22 protein-coding genes and 1 tRNA gene are annotated in these 23,500 nt (G+C 65.6%); 10 read left to right on the top strand and 13 right to left on the bottom strand.

The window, feature by feature from the left end:
• Positions 1 to 188 precede the first annotated feature (188 nt).
• The 8 genes from NX782_RS25380 to pepN form a co-directional block, all read right to left on the bottom strand.
• Positions 189 to 986: an ElaB/YgaM/YqjD family protein gene (locus tag NX782_RS25380; RefSeq protein ID WP_258848289.1), complete on the bottom strand. Its 798-nt coding sequence runs from the start codon at positions 984 to 986 to the stop codon at positions 189 to 191.
• 269 nt (positions 987 to 1,255) lie between these two features.
• Entirely contained in the window at positions 1,256 to 4,378 is a 3,123-nt protein-coding gene (locus tag NX782_RS25375) for an efflux RND transporter permease subunit (RefSeq protein ID WP_258848288.1), read from the bottom strand.
• Positions 4,379 to 4,384: 6 nt separating this feature from the next.
• Positions 4,385 to 5,608 (bottom strand): efflux RND transporter periplasmic adaptor subunit, encoded by a 1,224-nt coding sequence (locus tag NX782_RS25370; protein ID WP_258848287.1) that lies wholly within the window; start codon positions 5,606 to 5,608, stop codon positions 4,385 to 4,387.
• Positions 5,605 to 6,879, bottom strand: coding sequence for a TolC family protein (locus NX782_RS25365; RefSeq protein ID WP_258848286.1), 1,275 nt, complete (start codon positions 6,877 to 6,879; stop codon positions 5,605 to 5,607). The genes NX782_RS25370 and NX782_RS25365 overlap by 4 nt, the downstream gene beginning before the upstream one ends.
• An 85-nt stretch (positions 6,880 to 6,964) precedes the next feature.
• Positions 6,965 to 7,318, bottom strand: a complete 354-nt coding sequence (locus tag NX782_RS25360) for a hypothetical protein (protein ID WP_258848285.1) — start codon at positions 7,316 to 7,318, stop codon at positions 6,965 to 6,967.
• A 116-nt stretch (positions 7,319 to 7,434) separates the two neighbouring features.
• Positions 7,435 to 7,510: transfer RNA gene (locus NX782_RS25355), tRNA-Thr, on the bottom strand.
• A gap of 75 nt (positions 7,511 to 7,585) precedes the next feature.
• Positions 7,586 to 8,587 carry a class 1 fructose-bisphosphatase gene (locus tag NX782_RS25350; protein WP_258848284.1) on the bottom strand — a complete coding sequence of 334 codons (1,002 nt, stop codon included), beginning with the start codon at positions 8,585 to 8,587 and terminating at the stop codon, positions 7,586 to 7,588.
• A gap of 94 nt (positions 8,588 to 8,681) precedes the next feature.
• The gene (gene pepN, locus NX782_RS25345; RefSeq protein ID WP_258848283.1) at positions 8,682 to 11,375 is read right to left on the bottom strand and encodes an aminopeptidase N; all 2,694 of its coding nucleotides are present in this window, start codon (positions 11,373 to 11,375) and stop codon (positions 8,682 to 8,684) included.
• Between the two features lie 208 nt (positions 11,376 to 11,583).
• Here pepN and NX782_RS25340 point away from each other — a divergent pair, with 208 nt between their 5' ends.
• Positions 11,584 to 12,225: a DUF4136 domain-containing protein gene (locus NX782_RS25340; protein WP_258848282.1), complete on the top strand. Its 642-nt coding sequence runs from the start codon at positions 11,584 to 11,586 to the stop codon at positions 12,223 to 12,225.
• Between the two features lie 63 nt (positions 12,226 to 12,288).
• Here NX782_RS25340 and NX782_RS25335 read toward each other — a convergent pair whose 3' ends face one another.
• From NX782_RS25335 to NX782_RS25320, 4 genes are read right to left on the bottom strand one after another with little or no spacing between them, the layout of a single operon-like run.
• On the bottom strand, positions 12,289 to 12,444 hold the full coding sequence (locus NX782_RS25335; protein ID WP_258848281.1) for a hypothetical protein: 156 nt from the start codon (positions 12,442 to 12,444) through the stop codon (positions 12,289 to 12,291).
• On the bottom strand, positions 12,441 to 13,412 hold the full coding sequence (locus tag NX782_RS25330; RefSeq protein ID WP_258848280.1) for a quinone oxidoreductase family protein: 972 nt from the start codon (positions 13,410 to 13,412) through the stop codon (positions 12,441 to 12,443). The genes NX782_RS25335 and NX782_RS25330 overlap by 4 nt, the downstream gene beginning before the upstream one ends.
• Complete coding sequence (locus NX782_RS25325) at positions 13,409 to 13,783, bottom strand: methylglyoxal synthase (protein WP_258848279.1); 375 nt, start codon at positions 13,781 to 13,783, stop codon at positions 13,409 to 13,411. Before NX782_RS25325 ends, NX782_RS25330 begins: the two co-directional genes overlap by 4 nt.
• A gap of 8 nt (positions 13,784 to 13,791) precedes the next feature.
• Positions 13,792 to 14,715: a DMT family transporter gene (locus NX782_RS25320; RefSeq protein WP_258848278.1), complete on the bottom strand. Its 924-nt coding sequence runs from the start codon at positions 14,713 to 14,715 to the stop codon at positions 13,792 to 13,794.
• 145 nt (positions 14,716 to 14,860) lie between these two features.
• Here NX782_RS25320 and NX782_RS25315 point away from each other — a divergent pair, with 145 nt between their 5' ends.
• The 3 genes from NX782_RS25315 to purD all read left to right on the top strand — a co-directional run bounded on the left by NX782_RS25315 (position 14,861) and on the right by purD (position 17,718).
• On the top strand, positions 14,861 to 15,631 hold the full coding sequence (locus tag NX782_RS25315) for a DUF2182 domain-containing protein (protein ID WP_258848277.1): 771 nt from the start codon (positions 14,861 to 14,863) through the stop codon (positions 15,629 to 15,631).
• A gap of 72 nt (positions 15,632 to 15,703) precedes the next feature.
• Positions 15,704 to 16,429 (top strand): YebC/PmpR family DNA-binding transcriptional regulator, encoded by a 726-nt coding sequence (locus tag NX782_RS25310; RefSeq protein WP_258848276.1) that lies wholly within the window; start codon positions 15,704 to 15,706, stop codon positions 16,427 to 16,429.
• Positions 16,430 to 16,449: 20 nt separating this feature from the next.
• Positions 16,450 to 17,718, top strand: coding sequence for a phosphoribosylamine--glycine ligase (purD, locus tag NX782_RS25305; protein WP_258848275.1), 1,269 nt, complete (start codon positions 16,450 to 16,452; stop codon positions 17,716 to 17,718).
• A gap of 118 nt (positions 17,719 to 17,836) precedes the next feature.
• On the opposite strand, the gene NX782_RS25300 is transcribed toward purD, so the two are convergent.
• The gene (locus NX782_RS25300) at positions 17,837 to 18,130 is read right to left on the bottom strand and encodes a GIY-YIG nuclease family protein (RefSeq protein WP_258848274.1); all 294 of its coding nucleotides are present in this window, start codon (positions 18,128 to 18,130) and stop codon (positions 17,837 to 17,839) included.
• Positions 18,131 to 18,329: 199 nt separating this feature from the next.
• On the opposite strand from NX782_RS25300, the gene hemF reads away from it, so the two are divergent.
• From hemF to rng, 6 genes are all read left to right on the top strand, one after another.
• Positions 18,330 to 19,241 (top strand): oxygen-dependent coproporphyrinogen oxidase, encoded by a 912-nt coding sequence (gene hemF, locus NX782_RS25295; protein ID WP_258848273.1) that lies wholly within the window; start codon positions 18,330 to 18,332, stop codon positions 19,239 to 19,241.
• Entirely contained in the window at positions 19,238 to 19,927 is a 690-nt protein-coding gene (locus NX782_RS25290) for a nicotinate-nucleotide adenylyltransferase (protein WP_258848272.1), read from the top strand. The genes hemF and NX782_RS25290 overlap by 4 nt, the downstream gene beginning before the upstream one ends.
• Positions 19,927 to 20,637, top strand: a complete 711-nt coding sequence (gene rsfS, locus NX782_RS25285) for a ribosome silencing factor (RefSeq protein WP_258848271.1) — start codon at positions 19,927 to 19,929, stop codon at positions 20,635 to 20,637. Before NX782_RS25290 ends, rsfS begins: the two co-directional genes overlap by 1 nt.
• Before the next feature lie 9 nt (positions 20,638 to 20,646).
• Positions 20,647 to 21,117 carry a 23S rRNA (pseudouridine(1915)-N(3))-methyltransferase RlmH gene (rlmH, locus tag NX782_RS25280; RefSeq protein ID WP_258848270.1) on the top strand — a complete coding sequence of 157 codons (471 nt, stop codon included), beginning with the start codon at positions 20,647 to 20,649 and terminating at the stop codon, positions 21,115 to 21,117.
• A gap of 2 nt (positions 21,118 to 21,119) precedes the next feature.
• Positions 21,120 to 21,740 (top strand): Maf family protein, encoded by a 621-nt coding sequence (locus tag NX782_RS25275; protein WP_258848269.1) that lies wholly within the window; start codon positions 21,120 to 21,122, stop codon positions 21,738 to 21,740.
• Between the two features lie 124 nt (positions 21,741 to 21,864).
• The gene (gene rng / locus NX782_RS25270; RefSeq protein WP_258848268.1) at positions 21,865 to 23,343 is read left to right on the top strand and encodes a ribonuclease G; all 1,479 of its coding nucleotides are present in this window, start codon (positions 21,865 to 21,867) and stop codon (positions 23,341 to 23,343) included.
• Positions 23,344 to 23,500 lie beyond the last annotated feature (157 nt).

Genomic DNA, 23,500 nt, shown 5'->3' with positions numbered 1-23,500 from the left:
CGGGCGGCGGATGGCGGTTGGGGCCGCATGGTGTAAAGATTAAGGGAGAAATTCCCCTATTGCAACTTTGTCGTGAATTTGTGTGAGATTCAGGCAACTCCACCACAGAACGCACAAAGCCGGCATGGCGCCGGCTTTGTGTTTGCTGGCGACCGCCTACGCGACCGCCAGGTGCTCAAACCAAGCGATCAGTAATCGCGGCTGCGGCCGCCCAGCAGCTTGGCCAGCAGGAAACCGACACCGGCAGCGATGGCGATCGCCTTTTCCGGGTTCTGGCGCACATACTCGCGGCCCTGGTCCATGTACTGGCCGTAGGCGTCGGTCAGCTGTTCCTTGCGCTGGCCCAGGCTGGCGCCGGTGCCGCTCAGCATGCCCTGCAGCTTGTCCACGCCGGCGTGGGCCGAGGTGGCCAGGCGGTCGACGACCGGCTGCACGCTGTTGACGGCCTTGTCGACCATCGGCTTGGCGGCATCCGCAGCCTGGTCGATCTTGGAGTGCAGGTCCTGGGCTTTCTGGTCAGCCATGTTCTTGGCCTGGTCGCCCATTTCCTTGGCTTTGCCGGCGATGTCTTTCGCATCGCCGCCGGTGCCCGAACCGGTGCTTGCGCCCGCGCCCATGCCGCTCTGGCTGCTGCCCGACGAGCCGCCCATGCTGGAGCCCTTGTCGGCGCCCGACGAAGCGCCGGTCGAGCCGCTGGTGGCGCTATTGGTGCCGCTGGCAGTCGAGCCGCTGGCGCTCAGCGCGCCCATCGAGCCGACGCCCTGCGACGACGAGGAGGACGAGCCGGCGTTGCTGGTGCCGCCCACGGCGCCGGTGCTCGATGCGGTCGCGCCGCCGGTGCTCGAGCCGGTCGAAGTGCTCTGGTCCTTGCCCTGGCTCGACTGGGTGCTCTTGTTCAGGCTGCCCGAGTTGCTCGAGCTGCCCTGGTTCGCTGCGTTGTTACCCGAAGTGCTACCTTTTGCTTCGCTCGACTTTTGATTATCCATGATGTCTTCCTTCGTAAGATTTTGACCAACGCGGAGTAGACCGATACTCGACCATCAACACATTGACCCTGAACACTTTCAGGAGTTCCGCGCGTAGGGATGATCTATTCGCGTTTCGTTGGGGTTAAGCCGCGATGCCGGTTCGACACCGGTTGCGCGGCGTCGCGATAGAAAAAATATAACTTTTGGCCGGCAGGGACTGTGCGCTGACTAACAGAGCTGTAGGAACATGGAAAAAGGGCAGCGGATTAATTTCCGCTGCCCAAGGCTTATGGCTTTTCCCGCCTGTGCGCCCAGGTATACAGCGCCGGCAGGATCAGCAGCGTCAGCGCGGTCGACGACAAAATCCCGCCGATCACGACCGTCGCCAGGGGCCGCTGCACCTCGGCCCCCGTACTGGTCGCCAGGGCCATCGGCAGGAAGCCGAGCGAGGCCACCAGCGCCGTCATCAGGACCGCCCGCAGCCGCACCTGCGCGCCCTCCCGCATTGCCTGCTCGGGCCCCTGCCCCTGTTCGCGCAGTGTGCGCACGAAGGAAATCATCACCAGCCCGTTCAGCACGGCGACGCCCGACAGGGCGATGAAGCCGACCGCGGCGGAAATCGACAGCGGCAGCCCGCGCAGCCACAGGGCCAGCACGCCGCCGCTCATGGCAAACGGGATGCCGCTGAACACCAGTAAACCGTCCCTGACGCTGTTGAACATCAGGTAGAGCAGTGCGAACACGATCGCCAGCGCGGCGGGGATGACCAGGGCCAGGCGCTGGCTTGCCGCCTCCAGGTTCTCGAACTGCCCGCCCAGGTTCAGCCAGATCCCCGCCGGCAGCTTGACCTTGCCCAGGCTGGCCTCGAGTTCGGCCACGAAGGAGCCCAGGTCGCGCCCACGCACGTTGGCGGTGACGACGATCCGCCGCTTGCCGTTCTCGCGGCTGATCTGGTTCGCTTCAGGGACGAAGGCCAGGCTGGCGATCTCGGACAGCGGAATACTCGCGGCCCGGCCGTCCTGCGGCGGCAGCGAGACCGGCAGTTGGCGCAAGCTGTCGATGTCGTTGCGTACGCCCTCCGGCAGGCGCACCGTGATCGCAAAGCGCCGGTCGCTCTCGAACAGCATGCCGACCTCGCGTCCGCCGACCAGCGTGCCGAAGGCCTCCTGCACATCGGCCACGTTCAGCCCATAGCGCGCAGCCTTGATCCGGTCCACCGACAGGGTCAGCGCCGGCAAACCTTCGGTCTGCTCGACCTTGACCTCGGCCGCACCCGGCAGCCTGCCCAGCACCTGGGCGACCTGCTGCGCGGTGGCCTCCATGGTCTCGGTGTCGTCGCCGAACACCTTGACGGCGATATCGCTGCGCACACCCGAGATCAGCTCGTTGAAGCGCAACTGGATCGGCTGCGAGAACTCGTAGTTATTGCCGGGTACCTTGCCGGCTGCCTCGGTGATGGCCGCCACCAGTTCGGCATGCGACTTGCGCGGCGACGGCCACTGGCTTTCCGGGCGCAGGATGATGTAGCTGTCGGCGGCATTCGGCGGCATCGGGTCGGTCGCCACTTCGGCGGTGCCGACGCGCGCGAACATGCGCTCGATTTCCGGGAACTGCGCGAGCAGCGTGGCCTCCAGGTGCTGCTGCATCGCCACCGACTGCTGCAGGCTGGTGCCGGGAATACGCATCGTCAGCACCGCCAGGTCGCCTTCGTCCAGGTTGGGCGCGAACTCCGTGCCCAGCCGGGTCGCGAGCAGGCCGGTCAGCAGCACGCTCAGGGCCGCGAAGCTCAGGGCCACCGGCCGGTTGCGCAGCACCCAGTCGAGCAGCGGCCGGTACAGTTGCTGCGCCTTGTGCATGATCCGGCTTTCCTTCTCCGCCGCCTGTCCGCTCACGAACAGCGCGACCGCGGCCGGCACGAAGGTCACCGACAGGATCATCGCCGCGGCCAGCGCCATCACCACCGTGATCGCCATCGGATGGAACATCTTCCCTTCCACGCCGGACAGGGCGAAGATCGGCAGGTAGACCGTCATGATGATCAGCTGGCCGAACAGCAGCGGGCGCCGGGCTTCGGCGGCGGCGGCGGCCACCTCGGCAAAGCGCTCTTCCCGCGTCAAGGCCCGGCCGGCCGCGGCATGCGCGAGGCCGAGCCGGCGGATGCAGTTCTCGACGATGACGACGGCGCCGTCGATGATGATGCCGAAATCGAGCGCGCCCAGGCTCATCAGGTTGGCGCTGACGCCGGCCTTGACCATCCCCGTGAACACCATCAGCATGGTCAGCGGGATCACCAGCGCCGTGACCAGGGCCGCGCGCAGGTTGCCGAGGAAGAGGAACAGGATCGCGATCACCAGCAGCGCCCCTTCGACCAGGTTCTTGCGCACCGTGGCGATCGCCTTGTTGACCAGCACCGAGCGGTCGTACACCGGCAGCGCCTGCACGCCGGGCGGCAGCGAACGGTTCACCGCTTCCAGCTTGCGGCGCGCGCTTTCCGCCACCGCCCGGCTGTTCTCGCCGATCAGCATGAACACCGCGCCCAGCACCACTTCGCGCCCGTTCTCGGTGGCGGCGCCGGTGCGCAGCTCGCGTCCCGGTTCGACCTCGGCGACGTCGCGCACCCTGACCGGCGCGCCCTGCACCACGTCGAGCACGATGTTGCGGATCTCCTCGATCGATTTGACCTGGCCCGGCGTGCGCACCACGAACTGCTCGCCGCCGCGCTCGATGTAGCCGGCGCCGGCATTGGCGTTGTTGCGGTCGATGGCGGCGACCAGCTGCGCCAGCGACAGGCCATGGCTGGTCAGCCTGGCCATGTCCGGCGCCACCTGGTATTCCTTCAGGTAGCCGCCGATGGTATTGACCTCGGTGACGCCGGCCACGCTGCGCAGCTGCGGCGCCACGATCCAGTCCTGGATCTCGCGCAGGTCCGCCGGCGTGTACGGGCTGCCGTCCGGCTTGCGCGCGCCCTCCTTCGTTTCGACGGTCCAGTAGAAGATCTCGCCCAGTCCGGTCGCGGTCGGCCCCATGGCCGGTTCGACCCCGGCCGGCAGACTGGCCCTGGCCTGCTGCAGCCGTTCGCTGACGAGCTGGCGCGCGAAGTAGATGTCGGTGCCTTCCTTGAACACGACGGTCACCTGCGACAGGCCGTAGCGGGACAGCGAACGGGTCTGCTCGAGGCGCGGCAAGCCGTTCATCGCGGTCTCGATCGGGAAGGTGATGCGCTGCTCGACCTCGAGCGGCGAATAGCCGGCGGCGCCGGTGTTGATCTGCACCTGGACATTGGTGATGTCCGGGACCGCGTCGATCGGCAGGCGCTGGTAGCTGTACACGCCCAGCCCGGCCAGGCACAGCACCGCGAAGACGATCAGCCAGCGGCGCGCGATGGCAAGTTCGATGAGTTTCTGGAACATGGCCGCTCAGTCCTCGTGTTCGGCTTCGGACTTGCCGAGATCCGCCTTGAGCAGGAAGCTGCCGCCGGCCGCATAGCCGGCGCCCGCCGCCAATCCCTTCACGATCTCGGTCCGCTTGCCGTCGGCGCGCCCGATGACGACGTCCTGCGCGCGGAAGCCCGCTTCAGTGCGGACGAACACGACCTTGTGCTCATGGATGGTCTGGACGGCGTCGCTGGCCACCGTCAACTGGACATTCGACGCTGGCCCCATCAGGTCGACGCTGGCCAGCATGCCGGGACGCAGCCGCAGATCCTTGTTGGGCAGGACGATCCGCGCGGTCGCCATGCGCGTGGTTTCGCCCAGCACGGGGCCGACAAAGGCCAGCGTGCCGTCGAGCGCACCCGGCAGCGCGTTGACGCTGACCTTCACCGCCATGCCGGTGCCGATCTGCGGCAGGCTGTCCGCCGGCACCGCCGCTTCGACCCAGACCCGGGACAGGTCGGCAATCGTGAGCAGCGGCCTGGTTTCGTCGACCGCCTGCCCCGCCACGGCCGGGCGCTCGACCACCACCCCATCCAGCGGCGCGCGCACGGTCACGATGCTGGACACGCCTTCGTCGCCGGCCGCGATGCCGAGGGCGCCGAGGCGCTGCTGCGCCGCCTGCACCGCGATCCCGGCTTCCTTCAGCGCGGTCTCCGCCGCGTCGAGGTCCTGGCGTGCGGAGATCCGTTCTTCCCACAAGGTCTTCTCGCGCTGGTAGGTGGTTTTGGCCAGCTTCAGGCGCTGGCGGGCACTGCCCAGCTCCGCGCGCCATTGCGCCACCGCCGGGCTCTGGATTGCCACCAGCGCCTGGCCCTTCTTCACCGTCGCGCCGGGCGACACCAGCACCGACTGCACGATGCCTTGCGCCGGCGCGGCCAGCGCGACGGTGCGCTCGGCGTCGACCCTGATCTGCGCCGGCAGGTGCAGGCGCTCCTGGATCATGGCCGGCTTGACGGTGTCGATGGCGATGCCGTTGGCCTTGATCTGGGCCTCGCTCATCGCGATGCCGCGCTCGTCTTCGGCCTGGGCAGGCACTGCATCGGCTTCGGCGTGGCGGTCGTCGTGGCCGTGCGAATCCTTGTGCGCTTCGTGTTCGGTCGCCGGCTGGGTACCGGGTGCTGCCGGCTGGCGCCACAGCATCAGCGCGGCAAGGATGGCGGCGACCGCGCACATCAGCGCGATCGATAATTTCTGTTGACGGGTCATTGCGAATCTCGCTTCGTATCTCGTTTGTCTTCTTCAAGGGTGCCGGCGATCGCTTCGATCTCGGCATAGGCGCGGCAGGCGTCGAGCATGCTGTTCCAGAGGCGCGACTGCGCCTGGAACCAGGTGCGCTGGGCGTCGAGCACGTCCAGGAAGGGGAACTTGCCGTACTCGAAGCCCTTAAGGGTCAGCTCGTAGGCGTCTTTGGCCTGGGGCAGCACGTCCTGCCGCAGCAGCTCGACCTCGCTCCTGGCCACTTCGTAGCGCGTGTAGGCGCCGGCCAGCGCCGAAGCGGCCTTCGTTTGCGCGGCGGCGAGTTCGTCGCGCGCCTTGTCGGCACGCCGCAGCGCCGCCTGCAGCCTGCCCGCGTTACGGTCGAACAGCGGCAGCGGGATCGACAGCCCGAGCACCGCCTGGCGCCGCCCGGCCTGCTCGTCGCGTTGGCTGCCCACGGACAGCGTCAGGTCCGGGATGCGCGCCGCGCGCTCCACGCCGGCTTGCGCCTCCTGGGCGGCGAGCTGGCTGCGGGCTTGCCGGACGTCTGCCGCGTCGCCGGCCCGGGCCTGCAGTGCGGCCAGCGGCTGCACCTGGGGCAGATCGCCGGACGGCGCCGCCACATCGATCGCCTCCGCCGGCCTGCCGATCAGGGCGCCCAGCCTGGTCCTGGCCAGCGTGAGCTGCGCCCTGGCCTGGTTCAGTTCCGTTGCCGCATCGGCGGCGGCAAGACGGGCCTTGGTCTCGGCGATGGGCGAGATCTTCCCGGCGGCGACGCGCTTGCCGGCCACCTCGACGCTCTGGCGTGCCAGTTCGAGCAGGGATTGCGCGAGTTCCTGCCGCTGCCGGGCCACCAGTACTTCGTAGTAGCCGGCGATGGCCTCGGCGCGGACCTGCCGGCGCACGGCCAGCTGCTGGCTTCTGGCCAGCTCGAGGCTGCCCTGCGCCAGGGCGACGCGGGCCTGCCGCTTGCCGCCTAGTTCGATGGGCTGGTTGATCTGGACCGTGGTGGTCCGCGTGCCGGCCTGCTGGCCTTCGCGCAGATACGCCAGCTCGGGATTCGGCAGGCGCCCGGCCTGCTCGAGTCCCGCTTCGCTCGCCGCCACTTCGTGGGCGGCCGCCTGCACCGCGGGCTGGGCCAGGGCCAGGCCGATGGCGGTCGGTAGATCGATGGGTGTTGCTGTGCCTGGCGCAACGCGCATCGGCTCGGCTGCGCTGCAGCCCCATGCCAATGCGACGATCGCGACCAGGACGTGATGTCGTTTGGTTCGGATAGTCATGCCTGCTCCTGAAAATGGTGAATCAGGCGCGCAGGGGCACGCGAGCCGGGCAGGCTCGCTAGGGGATCAAGGGATCGTCTGCGCGCTAGTCAGCGGCGACAAACCATTTGGGGCGTTCGAGGCGGGCCGTCGGCGGCGCCGTCAGGTAGGGAGGATGGAAATCGATGCTGGCGGCGTGGCCGCGCTCGGCCGGGATGACGATAAAATCCGACGGCAGATAAAGCACCTGGCCGAACACGCAGGCCGCGCAATGCGGGTCCGCCAGTGCCGGACGCTCGTCGTCGACGACGAAGACCGGTTGGGCGGCGATGGCGCCGGCCTGTCCGCCGCTGTGATGGGTGACCCCGGCGGGTGTCGTCACGCAGCACTTGTCCGCCACTGCCAGGGCGACCTGGAGCGGATAGACCAGCAGCAGAATGATGATGACCCAGCGGCGCATAGGCATTATTTCAATACGGACACGGTCATGATACCGGCAATTGCCGTGCAGAGGCCACAAAAGACAAAAGGGCCACACGCTTGCGCCTGTAACCCTTTGATCTTGCTGCTAATCCTTGGTGCCGCTGACCGGAATCGAACTGGTGACCTTCGCATTACGAATGCGCTGCTCTACCGACTGAGCTACAGCGGCGGGGACCCGTATTCTAACAAACAACTTCGCAAACTTGCTAGTCCGACTCGGCAATTTTGCGAACGGGCCGCAAATTTATTCCTGGTGGTAGCTCGTCACACGCTCGACTTCGCTCCTGGAGCCCAGGAAAACCGGCACGCGCTGGTGCAGCTTGGTCGGCGGAATGTCGAGGATGCGCTGGCGGCCGTCGGTGGCGGCGCCGCCGGCCTGCTCGACGATGAAGGCCATCGGGTTGGCTTCGTACATCAGGCGCAGCTTGCCCGGCTGGGACGGATCGCGCAGGTCGGCCGGGTACATGAAGATGCCGCCGCGGTTCAGGATGCGGTGCACGTCGGCCACCATCGAGGCGATCCAGCGCATGTTGAAGTCCTTGCCGCGCGGGCCGGTTTTGCCGGCCAGCATTTCCGAGACGTAGCGCTGCACCGGTGGGTGCCAGTGGCGCTGGTTCGACATGTTGATCGCGAATTCCTTGGTCTCTTCCGGGATCTGCATGTTCTTCTGGGTCAGCACCCAGGAACCCATCTCGCGGTCCAGCGTGAAGCAGTTGACGCCGGCGCCGGTGGTCAGCACCAGCATGGTCTGCGGGCCGTAGACCGCATAGCCGGCCGCGACCTGTTTGGCGCCTTCCTGCATGAAGTCGGCTTCGGTCGGGGCGGTCATGCCTTCCGGCGCCTTCAGCACTGAGAAAATGGTGCCGATCGAGACGTTGACGTCGATGTTCGAGGAGCCGTCCAGCGGGTCGAACAGCAGCATGTATTCGCCCATCGGATAGCGGTTCGGGATCGGGTGGATCGATTCCATCTCTTCCGACGCCATGGCCGCCAGGTGGCCGCCCCATTCGTTGGCTTCGAGCAGGATTTCGTTCGAGATCACGTCCAGCTTCTTCTGCACTTCGCCCTGGATGTTTTCGGTGTCGGCGCTGCCCAGGATATCGCCGAGGGCGCCTTTGCCGACCGAGTGGCTGATGGTCTTGCAGGCGCGGGCCACCACCTCGATCAGGAGGCGCAGCGACGCGGGGATGTTGTTGTGGAGGCGCTGCTCCTCAACCAGGTATTGGGTCAGGCTGACACGTTTCATGGATTTCCTAAGGTTTGTGTTGAATTCGTTCGTGGGCGGAGGCCGCCCACCCTACGATGATGTAGGGTGGGCACCCCGTGCCCACGTTAATTTTTTAATTGGCCAGCGCTTTGGACACCACCTCGCGCACGTCGTTCGACAGCTTGCCCTGCCCGGCAACCTGCTGCAGCGCCTTCTTCATGTGCTCCTGCAGCGCCGGCGAATAACGGCGCCAGCGGTCCATGGCGCGGGCCAGGCGGCTGGCAACCTGCGGATTCAGCGCATCCAGCGCGATCACCTGCTCGGCCCAGAAGGCGTAGCCGCTGCCGTCCGGCGCGTGGAACTGCACCGCGTTGCCGGTGCAGAAGGCGGCGACCAGGCTGCGCGCGCGGTTCGGGTTGCGCAGCGTGAAGGCCGGGTGCTTCATCAGTTCGCGCACGGTGGCGACGTCGGTGGTCGGCGCCGTCGCCTGCATCATGAACCACTTGTCGACCACCAGGGCCTCGCTCTGGAATTCGTCGTAGAAGCGCTGCAGCGCGTCCGGGGCAACCGGTGCGCGGCCGTGCACCAGGGCGCCCAGGGCGGCGGCGCGGTCGGTCATGTTGGTGGCTTCGTCGAACTGGCGCTCGGCCAGGGCCAGCGATTCCGCATCCGGCGCCGCGCACAGGTAGGACAGCGCCAGGTTCTTCAGCGCGCGCTTGCCGATCGAGGCGGCGTCCGGGCTGTACTCGCCCGGCGTTTCGTTGGCCTGGTACTGGGCCAGCAGCTCGGCGCGCAGGCGCACGCCGATGTCGGCGCGCACGAACTGGCGCGCCATGTGGATCGCCAGCGGATCGACGACGTCCATCTGGTCGGCGATCATGCTCTCGGTCGGCAGCAGCAGCGCCTGTTCGCGGAAGGCCGGGTCCAGGCTCTCGTCGACCAGGATGGCGCGCATGGCCTGCACGAAGACCTCGTCCAGGTTCATCTGCTCCAGCACGGCGGTGCGCGCCGAGGCGTTCGGGGCATCCGCGGCCGGGTTCTTGAGCGCGATGTCGGACGCCAGCTTCAGCAGGCGGGCCATGGCCAGGCGCTGCCCGGCTTCCCAGCGGTTGACGGGGTCGCTGTCGTGATTGAACAGGTGGACCAGCTCGGCATCGCTGTAGCCGTGCTTCAGGATCACCGGGGCCGAGAAGTCGCGCAGGATCGAGGGCGTCGGTTGCTCCGGCACGTCGCTGAAGACAAAGGTCTGGTCCGCTTCCGTGAGCTCCAGCACGGCGGTGCTGCCCTTCGGCTGGCCGTCGATGACGAGCGGCAGGTCGCGTCCATCCTTGCCCAGCAGGCCGACGGCCACCGGGATATGGAAGGGCAGCTTTTCCGGCTGGCCCGGGGTTGCCGGACAGGTCTGGATCAGGCGCAGCTCGTAGGTGCGGGCGGCCTCGTCGTAGCGGGTTTCGGCCTGCACGATGGGGGTGCCGGCCTGGCTGTACCAGCGCTCGAACTGGGTCAGGTCGCGGCCGTTGGCATCGGCCATCGCCATGCGGAAGTCGTCGCAGGTGACGGCCTGGCCGTCATGGCGGGCAAAATACAGGTCCATGCCCTTGCGGAAGCCTTCGCGGCCCAGCAGGGTCTGGTACATGCGGACCACTTCCGCGCCCTTCTCGTACACCGTGACCGTATAGAAATTATTGATCTCGACGAAGGAGTCCGGGCGCACCGGGTGCGCCATCGGACCCGCGTCTTCCGGGAACTGGGCCTGGCGCAGCGTGCGCACCTGGTCGATACGGGTCACGGCGCGGCCGGTATCGGTGCCGATCATGTCGGCCGAGAATTCCTGGTCACGGAAGACAGTGAGACCTTCCTTCAGCGACAGCTGGAACCAGTCGCGGCAGGTCACGCGGTTGCCGGTCCAGTTATGGAAGTATTCGTGGCCCACGACCGCCTCGATGCCCTGGAAGTCGATGTCGGTGGCGACGCGCGGATTGGCCAGCACGAACTTGGTGTTGAAGATGTTCAGGCCCTTGTTCTCCATCGCGCCCATGTTGAAGTCGCCGACGGCGACGATCATGAAGCGGTCGAGGTCGAGCTCGAGGTCCCAGCGCTCTTCGTCCCAGCGGATGCTGTGCTTGAGCGACTGCATCGCGTAATCGGTCTTGTCGAGGTTGCCCTCTTCCACCCACACCTGCAGCAGGGCGGTGCGGCCGTCGGCCAGCGGGAACTGTTCCTCCTGGCAAACCAGGCGCGCGGCGACCAGCGCAAACAGATAGGACGGCTTCTTGAACGGGTCTTCCCACTTGGCGTAGTGGCGGCCGTCAGGCAGCTCGCCCTCCTCGACCAGGTTGCCGTTCGAGAGCAGGACCGGGAATTTTTCCTTGTCCGCGCGCAGCATGACCATGTACTTCGCCATCACGTCCGGACGGTCCGGGAAATAAGTGATGCGGCGGAAGCCCTCGGCTTCGCACTGGGTGTAGAAATTGCCGTTGGAGACGTACAGGCCGCTGAGGGTCGTGTTGCTCTCAGGAACGCAGATCGTTTCGATTTCCAGCGTGACGCTGTCCGGCGCGTCAGGGATGCGCAGGATGCTGCCTTCGATCGCGTAGGCGCCCTCGTCCAGGGTCTTGCCGTTCAGGCGGATCGTCACCAGCTCGATATCCTCGCCGTACAGTTCGATGTCGCGCCGGCTGCTGTCCGGGTTGCGCTGCATCGTCATGCGGTTGGCGACGATGGTACGGGCGGGATCGAGGTCGAAGCCGAGTTCGACGGTGTCGACCAGGTAGCTGGGGGCAGTGTAATCCTTGCGATAGATGGTCTGGGGCGTATCGGTGCGCATGGTTGGGGTCCGCGAACGATGGTGGAATGAATGCTTATTTTACCAACAGCGGCGGGGCGTTTCGATTCCCTGTCCGTGTGGCCACGTATGTATCGCAGTGTAGCGGCCGTAACCGCTCGTAAATGTATTTCCGTAAATGGAACAGGGGCGGTAAGCTGTACCCCTGAAAAAATCCGATTGCATAAAAGACAGCCAGATGGAGCACTTCATGAAACGCACAATGATCGCCGCGGTGGCATCGCTGAGCCTGCTGCTGGGCGGCTGCGCGACCACGATCCGCAGCGATGTCACCACCTTTCACCAGTGGCCGGCGCAGATCGCCGACAAGAGCTATGCCTTCGACGCCCCGGCGCCGCAGGACAACACGCTGGAACTGCAGAACTACCAGAACCTGGTGCGCGACCAGCTGACGCGCCTGGGCTTCCATGAAGCGCCGCAATCGCCTTCGCTGAAGGTGGGTGTGCGCTTCGTGACCGTCGACGTGCCGACCCAGGTGATCTACCCGTCGTTTGCGCCCTTCTATCCGTATTCGGCGCGCTTCGGCTATGGCGGCTTGCGTCGCCGCTACTGGGGCGGCGGCTGGTACAACCCCTTCTACGATCCGTTCTGGGGCCCGGTGCCGCGCTACGACGTCGAAGAAGAGCACCGCTACCACCGCCAGGTGCAGATCTCGATCACGTCGGCGACCGACAACAAGCGCCTGTTCGACGTCACCGTGCGCAACGTGAGCAAGACCATGTCGACGCCCAAGGTGATGCCGGCGCTGGTGCAGAGTGCCTTCGAAGGTTTCCCTGGGCCGAATGGCGGGGCGCGGGTGATCGAGCTGAAGCAGGAGCCGCGGAAGGGTTAAGTTTTACCAGTTGGCAAAAAAACGGGACGCACTGCTTTGGGCAGGCGTCCCGTTTTTTTATTCCTAGGCCAGATACTTTTCCGACACCACCGTAATCGCCACAATCAGCAAAATGGCCAGCGCCAGCACCGCCAGCAAACGTCCGAAGCGCGGGCTGTCGTCCTGCTGGGGCTGGATCGGGGGATCGTTGTCGTCGCTGAACTCTCTCATGGCGGTCATGGCAGCAGAATGGTTTTACCGGTGGTGCGCCGCGCTTCCAGCGCGATATGGGCCTGGGCCGCATCCGCCAGCGGGAAGCGCTGGTGGATCGCGATCTTCACCTGGCCGCTGGTGACCATCTGGAACAGGTCGGCCGCCATCGCTTCCAGGTCGGCGCGCTTGGCCGCATAGGTCTGCAGCGTCGGGCGCGTGATGTAGAGCGAGCCGCGCGAGACCAGTTCGCTCAGCGCGAACGGCGGCACCGCGCCGGACGAGTTGCCGAAGCTGACCATCAGGCCCAGCGGCTGCAGGCAATCGAGCGAGCGGAGGAAGGTGTCCTTTCCCACCGAATCGTAGACCACCGGCACCTTCGCGCCGTTCGTGATTTCCAGCACGCGCTGCACCACGTCTTCACGGTTGTAGTTGATGACGTGGGCGGCGCCATGGCTCTTCGCCAGCGCCGCTTTCTCGTTGGACCCCACGGTACCGATCAGGTTCACGCCCATCGCGCGCGCCCACTGGCAGGCGATCAGGCCGACCCCGCCGGCCGCGGCATGGAACAGGATCGTGTCGCCGGCCTTCAGCGGATAGGTGCGACGGAACAGGTATTGCACCGTCAGGCCCTGCAGCATCATCGCGGCCCCGGTCTCGAAGTCGATCGCGTCCGGCAGCTTGACCAGGATATCGGCCGGCATGACGCGCAGCTCGCTGTAGGCGCCGTTCGGACGCGCCGCATAGGCCACGCGGTCGCCCGGCTTGACGTGCTGCACGCCCTCGCCCACCGCCTCGACCACGCCGGCGCCCTCCTGCCCCAGCCCGCCCGGCAGCGGCTGCGGGTACAGGCCGCTGCGGAAATAAACGTCGATGAAGTTCAGGCCGATCGCATGGTTGCGCACCCGCGCTTCGCCAGGACCGGGCTCGCCGACCTCGACATCGACGACTTCCAGCACCTCGGGACCGCCGGTGCGCGCATAACGGATCGCTTTCATAGTTCCCTCAGCCGCGACAGCACCAGGCGCGCGCTCGACACATTGGTCGCGCAGGGGATGTTGTGCACGTCGCAGGCGCGCACCAGGGCGTTGATGTCGGGCTCGTGCGGCTGCGGGGTCATCGGGTCGCGCAGGAAGATCACGCAGTCGATCTCGCCGTTGACGAGATGGGCGCCGATCTGCAGGTCGCCGCCCAGCGGGCCCGAATGCATGCGCTCGACGTCCAGCCCGAGCTCGTTATGCAGGCGGCCGCCGGTGGTGCCGGTGGCGGTCAGCTTGCAGCCGGCCAGGTAATCCCGGTACTCGGCGGCGAGCGCGATCATGTCGTCCTTTTTCTTGTCGTGGGCAATTAGCGCAATCCGTTGTTTCATGGTTCTCCTCAGGTTTTTTTCAAGGACAGCATATAGATACCCGCCAGCACCAGGCCGGTTCCAGCCATCTGCACCGTCGTGATCGGCTCGCCCAGCAGCGCCCAGCCCAGGAACAGCGTCGATACCGGCCCGATCATGCCGGCCTGCGAGGCGGTCGCGGCGCCGATGCGCTGCACCGCGGCCATGGTCATGAAGACCGGGAAGATGGTACAGAAAATCCCGTTCACGAGCGAGAGGCCGTAGACCTGCAGCGGCTGCACCAGCATGCTCGCCGGACGCAGGATGAAGAACTGCGCGATGCAGGCCGCGCTGGAGACGCACATCGCGTAGGCCACCAGGCGCAGCGAGCCGATGCGCCGGACCATCTCGCCGGTGCCCAGCAGGTAGATCGCATACGCCAGCGCCGAACCCAGCACCAGCAGGGAACCGGTCACGATGCTGCCGGCGCCCGCCCCCAGGTCGTGCACGAACACCAGCACGATGCCGCAATAGGACAGGCCCAGCGCCAGCCACTGCGCGGGATGGATGCGGCGCTTCAGGAACACGGCCGTAATCAGCAGCACGAAGGTCGGGGTCAGGAACAGGATCAGGCGCTCCAGTCCGACCGAGATGTACTGCAGCCCGAGGAAGTCGAGGTAGCTGGACAGGTAGTAGCCAAGCAGGCCCAGGCCCACCAGGCGCCAGCGGTCGGCCACCGATAGCGGCGGCTGGGTCCGCATCTTCCAGATCGCCACGGCGGCAAACACCGGAAGCGAGAACAGCATCCTGAAGGCGATCAAGGTGACTGCGTCGATGTGGTAGCGATACAGCAGTTTGGCGACAACGGCCTTCGTAGAAAACAGAACGGCGCCGGCGATGGCGATGGCGAGTCCGCCAAGGAGGGCCGAACGTGGGACCGGCGCAACGGAAGTGTCGATTGCGATTTTGCTCATCGAACGATTGTAGATCGAATCCCGGTTTCTGGCTGAGGGCGGCAGCGAACGCCGCCCGGGCATGGCGGTCAAACCGCCGCTGACCCATCGCCCCATCAATCACTTAGCGGAGAATATTCATGCAATACCGAAGGAGTACGGCCCCATGAGCAGCGCGGGTGGCATTGGCCGCAATGGATCGGAACGCACCGTCGTGCTCACCCTGCTGGGACTGCTCGCGGCCCTGTGCTGGGCCTATTTGCTGGTCCGCGTTGGCCGCATGGCACCGATCGGCCTGGGCGCGGCCGGCAAGACGGCGCCCACGCCCTACCACCCGGCCGACCTGGTGCTGCTGTTCGCGCTCTGGGCGGTCGTGATCGCGGCGATGATGCTGCCGGCCACGGCCCCCTCGGTGCTGCTGTATGCGCGCGTCAAGCGGTTGCGGCGCGAACGCTGGGTCTATCCCGGCACCCTGATGTTCGTGCTCGGCTACCTGTGCGTGTGGTGCTGTTGCGCGCTGGTCGGCACGCTGGCCGGCTGGATCCTGCACGATGCCGGCGCGCTCGACGAGAGCATGGCGATCTCCCACCCCACCGCCGGCGCGCTGGCCCTGGTGGCGGCCGGGGTCTACCAATGGACGCCGGCCAAGCATGTCTGCCTGGACAATTGCCGCACGCCGCTGGCCTTCGTCCTGACGCACTGGCGGCGCGGCGTGTGGGGCGCGTTCCGGATGGGCGTTGCCGATGCGCGCTACTGCATGGGCTGCTGCTGGCTGCTGCTGGCCCTGGTGCTGCCGGCCGGGGTGCTGAACCTGCCGGTGATCTGCGGCCTGATCGCCCTGATCCTGGCCGAAAAACTGCTGCCCGGCGGCCACCTGCTGGCCTGCGCCAGCGGCCTCGGACTGGTGGCCTGGGGCACCGCGCTGTTGTTTCCCTGACAGTTTTTGCGCAGGAGGCCTATGTTAAAATGTCGAGGATTAATGCACATCTCCTAAGGGAATCTCGACATCATGGCTGGACACAGCAAATGGGCCAACATCAAGCATAAAAAGGCCGCCACCGACGCCAAGCGCGGCAAGATCTGGACTCGACTCATCAAGGAAATCACGGTTGCCGCCCGCATGGGCGGCGGCGACATCGCCTCCAACCCGCGCCTGCGCCTGGCAGTCGACAAGGCAGCCGATGCGAACATGCCGAAGGATAACGTCACCCGTGCGATCCAGCGCGGCTCGGGCGGCCTGGAAGGCGTCAACTACGAAGAAATCCGCTACGAAGGCTACGGCATCGGCGGCGCGGCGATCATCGTCGACTGCATGACCGACAACCGCGTGCGCACCGTGGCCGAAGTCCGCCACGCGTTCAGCAAATACGGCGGCAACATGGGCACCGAAGGCTCGGTTTCCTTCATGTTCAAGCACGTCGGCCAGTTCCTGTTCGCGCCGGGCGTGGAAGAGGACAAGCTGATGGAAGCGGCGCTGGAAGCCGGCGCCGACGACGTCATCGCCGACGACGAAGGCGGCTTCGAAGTGCTGTGCGACCCGAACGCCTTCAGCGCCGTCAAGGACGCGCTGGAAAAGGCCGGCTTCAAGGCCGATTCGGCCGAAGTGATCATGAAGCCGGACGTCGAAACCGTCTTCACCGGCGAAGACGCGCAGAAGATGCAGAAACTGCTCGACGTCCTGGAAAACCTGGACGATGTGCAGGAAATCTACACCAACGCCGTCATCGAAGAGTAAGCAGCAAGCAGAAGGCCCACATGAAAATCCTGGTAGTCGGCTCTGGTGGCCGTGAACACGCCCTGGCCTGGAAACTGGCCCAATCCGACCGCGTCCAGATGGTCTATGTCGCACCCGGCAACGGCGGCACCGCGCGCGATGCGCGCCTGGTCAACATCGACATCACGGACCCGGCCGCGCTGGCCGACTTCGTGGTGGCCGAGCACATCGGCCTGACCCTGGTCGGGCCGGAAGCGCCGCTGGCGGCCGGCATCGTCAACCTGTTCCGCGCGCGCGGCCTGAAGATCTTCGGCCCGACCCGCGAGGCGGCGCAGCTGGAAAGCTCGAAGGACTTCGCCAAGGCCTTCATGGAGCGCCACGGCATCCCGACCGCGAAGTACCAGACCTTCTCCGATGCGGCCCAGGCCCACGCCTACATCGACGCCAACGGCGCGCCGATCGTGATCAAGGCCGATGGCCTGGCGGCCGGCAAAGGCGTGGTGGTGGCCATGACGCTGGAAGAGGCGCACCAGGCGGTCGACCACATGCTGTCGGATAACCGCTTCGGCGACGCCGGCGCGCGCATCGTGATCGAAGAATTCCTGGCCGGCGAAGAAGCCAGCTTCATCGTCATGTGCGACGGCAAGAACGTGCTGGCCCTGGCCACCTCGCAGGACCACAAGCGCCTGAAGGACGGCGACCAGGGCCCGAACACGGGCGGCATGGGCGCCTACTCGCCGGCGCCGATCGTGACGCCGTCGATGCATGCGCGCGTGATGCGCGAGATCATCAACCCGACCATCCAGGGCATGGCCAAGGACGGCATCCCCTACACCGGCTTCCTGTACGCCGGCCTGATGATCGACGCCAACGGTGTGCCGAAGACGCTGGAATTCAACTGCCGCATGGGCGACCCGGAAACCCAGCCCATCATGGCGCGCCTGAAGAGCGACTTCGTGACCGTGCTCGAAAACGCCTGCAACGGCACGCTCGACACCGTCGAACTCGAATGGGACCGCCGCACGGCGGTGGGCGTGGTGATGGCGGCCGGCGGCTACCCGGACGACCCGGTCAAGGGCGACATCATCGATGGCATCCCGGCCGAGACGCCCGAATGCGTCACCTTCCACGCCGGCACCCGCCTGGTGGCGGGCACCCTGCAGACCTCTGGCGGCCGCGTGCTGTGCGTGGTGGGCCTGGGCGACAGCGTCAAGATGGCCCAGAAGCAGGCCTACGAGACCGTCGAAAAGATCCATTTCAACGGCGCCCAGTACCGCCGCGACATCGGCTGGCGCGGCCTCAAGCAGTAATTATCGATTGCTCGTTCGATGAAGCGGGACGTTTGCGAAAGCAGCGTCCCGTTTTTGTTTCCAGGGCCTGCGGCCGGATAACGTCATTCCCGCGAAGGCGGGAATCCAAGTCAGCCTGCTAAATCGCAATCTCATCATACAGGTCACGCCAATCAGGATTCGATTCCTGGATGAGATTGACCTTCCAATCCCGATTCCACTTCTTGATCTGTTTTTCGCGTTTGATCGCTTCCAGAATCTCGGAGTGGACTTCAAACCACACGAGCAGCTTGACTCCATATTGTTTCGAAAAGCCGTCAACGGCACCTTCGCGATGCTGCCATGCACGCTTAATCAGACTCGACGTGACGCCAATGTAGAGTGTGCCATATGGCTCGCTTGCCAGAATGTAGACGTAGCTGGATTTGTCCATCGCGGCATCGTCGCACGTCCCATCTTTTCGAAGATGATGACTATCAATAATGCGCTACGGGTATGCGACGAGCTTGGATTCCCGCCTTCGCGGGAATGACGTTCGAAGGCCGCGGGAATGACGGTAGCCGCGGGAATGACGGTGGCCAGGCCAGTAGTGTACAATCCCCGTTCATTTTTTCGTCCATACCCCTTTCCACATGTCCACTCCGAACCCTGCCGCCGTCAAGTCCTGGCTGCTCGACCTGCAGGCGCGCATCGTGCAGGCGCTGGAGGATATCGACGGCAAGCCCTTCCTGACCGACACCTGGGAGCGTACCGAGGGTGGCGGCGGGATTTCGCGCCTGATTGAAGAAGGCAATGTGTTCGAACGCGGCGGCTGCAATTTCTCCCACGTGCAAGGCAAGAGCCTGCCGCCGTCGGCGATGGCCGCGCGGCCCGAACTGGCCGGACGCGCCTGGGAAGCCATGGGCGTCTCGCTGGTGCTGCACCCGCGTAACCCGTATGCGCCGACCGTGCACATGAATGTGCGCTTCTTCGAGGCGACGGCCGAAGGCAAGGAGCCGGTCTGGTGGTTCGGCGGCGGCATGGACCTGACGCCCTACTACGGCGACGAAGGGGACGCGCGGCATTTCCACCAGGTCTGCCACGACGCGCTGGCGCCCTTCGGCGACGACCTGCATCCGCGCTTCAAGCGCTGGTGCGACGATTATTTCTACCTGAAGCACCGCAAGGAAGCGCGCGGCGTCGGCGGCATCTTCTTCGACGACTTCAACGAACTCGGTTTCGAGCAGTCGTATGCGCTGGTGCAGAAGGTCGGCAACGCTTTCCTCGATGCCTACCTGCCGATCCTGCAGCGCCGCAAGGACCAGCCCTACGGCGAACGCGAACGCGACTTCCAGGCCTATCGCCGCGGACGTTACGTCGAGTTCAACCTGGTCTGGGACCGCGGCACCCTGTTCGGCCTGCAGTCGGGCGGACGCACCGAAGCGATCCTGATGTCGATGCCGCCGATCGTCAAATGGCGCTACGACTGGCATCCTGAACCCGGCAGCCCCGAGGCGGCGCTGGCCAGCGACTTCCTTCCTCACCGGGACTGGCTGGCTTCGTGACTTTCCGTGCGACCTCCTGCATAGCGCTGCTGGGAGGCAGTTTCGATCCGGTGCATCGCGGCCACGTCGCCCTGGCCGAACTGTTCGCGCAGCTGCTGCAGCCCGACGAGCTGCGCATCATGCCGGCCGGCCAGCCGTGGCAGAAGAAGGCCGGCCTGGAAGCCGGCGATGCCGACCGCGTCGCCATGCTGAAGCTGGCCTTCGAACACGCCGCGTTCAAACCGGTGATCGATACCCGCGAAATCGAGCGCGACACCCCGACCTACACGGTCGACACCCTGCGCGAGCTGCGCGCCGAACTCGGACCCGATGCCTCGATCGTGTTCCTGATGGGTGCGGACCAGTTGCAGAAGCTGGACAGCTGGCGCGACTGGGAAGATTTGTTCGCACTGGCGAACTTTGCGGTGGCGGCCCGTCCCGGCTACCAACTCGACAGCGCTGCCCTGCCGCCCGCGGTGGCCGCAGCGCTGGCGCCGCGCCTCGGCACGCCCGAGGAAGTACGCGCAAGCAAGGCGGGACGCGTCTGCCTGGCGCATACGCTGGCCGTCGATATTTCGGCCACCGAGCTGCGCGCGGCGCTGCACGCAGGTGCCGAAGCGGACCCGGCGCAGCGGGCAAAGGTAAGCGCGCTGCTTGCGCCGCAAGTGCTAGACTATATTCAACAACACAACTTATACAAGAGCTAATGGATATCAAGAAACTGCAAGCACTCGTCGTCGACGCCCTCGAAGACGTCAAGGGCCAGGACATCGCCCTGTTCGACACGACGAACCTGACCAGCCTGTTCGATCGCATCGCGGTCGTCTCGGGCACCTCGAATCGCCAGACCAAGGCGCTGGCCGCCTCGGTACGCGACAAGGTCAAGGAAGCAGGCGGCGATGTCGTCGGCCTCGAAGGCGAAGACACCGGCGAATGGGTGCTGGTCGACCTGGGCGACATGATCGTGCACATCATGCAGCCGGCGATCCGCCAGTACTACCGCCTCGAAGAAATCTGGGGCGAGAAGCCGGTCAAGCTGGGCGCGGCCAAGCGCAAGTCGACCGTGGAAGGCATCGAAGCCGCCGCGGCGCCGAAGGGCAAGGGCAAGCACCTGGCCGCCAACCAGGACCAGCCGGAAGCCAAGCCGGTGGTCGAGAAGAAGCCGGCCGCCAAGCGCGCCACCGCTGCATCGAAGACCGCCGCCGGCGAAGGCGCCACCGCAGCCAAGAAGCCTGCCGCCAAGATCCCGACCGGCGCCCGCGTGAAAGTGGCCGTGCCGAAAGCCGTTGCCGCCTCCGCCGCCGCTGCGAAAGCCGCCAAGGCCGCCGCACCGAAGCGCGCGAAGGCCGCCCCGGCCGCCGAAGCTGCCGCACCGGCCAAGAAAGTCATCCGCCGTATCAAGAAGACTGAAGAGTAATTCGTTTCAATGCAGTTGATGATAGTCGCGGTCGGCCACAAGATGCCGGCCTGGATCGAGACCGGCTTTGCCGAGTACGTCAAGCGCATGCCGCCCGAGCTGCGCATCGTGCTCAAGGAAATCAAGCCGGTCGAAAGGTCGGGCAGCAAGACCGCGGCCACCGCGATGGCGCTCGAACGCGAGCGCATCGAAGCCGTGCTGCCGAAGGGGGTGCGCATCATCGCCCTCGACGAGCGCGGCAAGGACCTGACCAGCGTCGGCCTGTCCCAGCAGCTGGAAGCCTGGCAGCAGGATGGGCGCGATGTCGCCTTCCTGATCGGCGGCGCCGACGGCCTCGATCCCGAACTGAAAGCCCGCGCCGACGGCCTGATCCGCATCTCGAGCATGACGCTGCCGCACGGAATCGTGCGCGTGATGCTGGCGGAGCAGCTTTATCGTGCGTGGTCGATCACCCAGAACCACCCCTACCACAGAGTCTAGGGATGAAACTCCTCGATAAAAAGATTTACCTCGCCTCGAAAAGCCCGCGCAGGCGCGAACTGCTGCGCCAGGTCGGCGTGGAATTCGAACTGCTCAGCCTGCGTTCCGATCCGGGCCGCGGACCCGATGTGAGCGAGGACGAGCATCCCGGTGAGGCGCCGCTCGCCTACGTCGAGCGCGTCGCCCGCGAAAAGGGCGCCTTCGCCTGGAAGGTGCTGGCACTGCGCCGCATGCCGCTGCGTCCGGTGCTGTCGGCCGACACCACCGTCACCATCGACGGCCAGATCCTCGGCAAGCCGGCCAACGCCGAGGAAGCCATCGCCATGCTGGAGCGGCTGTCGGGCCGCACCCACCAGGTGCTGACCTCGGTGGCCCTGCACCATATCGACCTCGCCGAACAGGTGACCCAGGTGTCCAACGTGCGCTTCGCCAGCCTGAGCCGCGACACCATCAAGGCCTATTGCGCCACCTCCGAGCCCTACGACAAGGCCGGCGCCTACGGCATCCAGGGCCTGGCCGCGCTATTCATCGAGCATATCGAAGGCAGCCATTCGGGCATCATGGGCCTGCCCGTGTTCGAGACCGCACAGCTGCTGAAGAAGGCTGGGGTTTCCTTCCTGTAGGGTGGGCTTCCGAGCCCACGCAAAGCCAGCACATCGAAAATGTTACGCGTGGGCACGGAGTGCCCACCCTACGTCCCGGCGTGTATGATGTCGCTCTGAACAATTAACGCATCGATGCCGGCTCATGACTGAAGATATCCTGATCAATATCACCCCACAGGAAACGCGTGTCGCGCTGGTGGTACAGGGAGCCGTGCAGGAGCTGCACATCGAGCGGACGCTCACCCGCGGCCTGGCCGGCAATGTCTATTCGGGCAAGGTCGTGCGGGTGCTGCCGGGGATGCAGTCGGCTTTCATCGACATCGGCCTGGAACGCGCCGCCTTCCTGCACGTGGCCGACATCTGGGAAGCCCGCCCCCACGATAACAATGGCGGCAACAACAGCAATGCCGCCCCGACCCCGATCGAGAAAATCCTGTTCGACGGCCAGGTGCTGACCGTGCAGGTGATCAAGGACCCGATCGGCACCAAGGGCGCGCGCCTGTCCACGCAGATCTCGATTGCCGGCCGCATGCTGGTCTATCTGCCGCAGGACAAGCACATCGGCATCTCGCAGAAGATCGAGAAGGAAAGCGAGCGCGAAGCCCTGCGCGCGCGTATGCAGGGCCTGCTGCCGCCGGAAGAAAAAGGCGGCTACATCGTGCGCACCCAGGCCGAAGACGCGTCGGACGCCGACCTGGCCGCCGACATCGACTACCTGCGCAAGACCTGGAGCGCGATCCTGCAGGGCGCGCGCACCCGGCCCGCCACCAGCCTGCTGTACCAGGACCTGAGCCTGGCCCAGCGCGTGCTGCGCGACTTCGTGCACGACGAGACGGCCGCGATCCTGGTCGACTCGCGCGAAAACTACCTGAAGCTGGTCGAATTCGCCCAGATCTACACACCCAGCGTCCTGTCGCGGCTCCAGCACTACACCGGCGAACGGCCGCTGTTCGACCTGTATGGCGTGGAAGAGGAGATCCTGCGCGCGCTGGGCCGCCGCGTCGACCTCAAATCCGGCGGCTACCTGATCGTCGATCAGACCGAGGCGATGACGACGATCGACGTCAACACCGGCGGCTTCGTCGGCGGGCGCAACTTCGCCGACACCATCTTCAAGACCAATCTGGAGGCCGCGCACGCGATCGCGCGCCAGCTGCGCCTGCGCAACCTGGGCGGCATCATCATCCTCGACTTCATCGACATGGAGAACAACGAGCACCGCAACGCCGTGCTGGCGGAGCTCAAGAAGACCCTGTCGCGCGACCGCACCAAAGTGTCGGTGAGCGGCTTCTCGGCGCTCGGCCTGGTCGAGATGACGAGGAAGCGCACCCGCGAATCGCTGGCCCACATCCTGTGCGAGCCCTGCCCCGCCTGCAGCGGCAAGGGCCAGGTCAAGACCAGCCGCACCATCTGCTACGAGATCCTGCGCGAACTGCTGCGCGAGGCCAAGCAATTCAATCCGCGCGAGTTCCGCATCCTGGCGTCGCAGGAAGTGGTCGATCTGTTCCTGGAAGAGGAATCGCAGCACCTGGCGATGCTGGGGGACTTCATCGGCAAGAAGATCTCGCTGCAGGTCGAAAAAGGCTATCACCAGGAACAGTACGACGTGATTCTCATGTAATAGAAATATTCTTAAAAATCAATGACTTAGTATTTCGCATTATGAAATGGCCGATTAACTACACAGCTAGCTACATAAGGATGAGTACACGTATTACTGCTTGCTTCAACCGCTATAGCGGAACACCCATTTTCTTTGATGACTTATCTTGGATGTA

The sequence above is a fragment of the Massilia norwichensis genome (assembly GCF_024753245.1).
GTDB classification, from domain to species: domain Bacteria; phylum Pseudomonadota; class Gammaproteobacteria; order Burkholderiales; family Burkholderiaceae_D; genus Telluria; species Telluria norwichensis.
The sequence above is the reverse complement of the archived record's forward strand: the minus strand, read 5'-3'. Positions and strand labels throughout refer to the sequence as shown.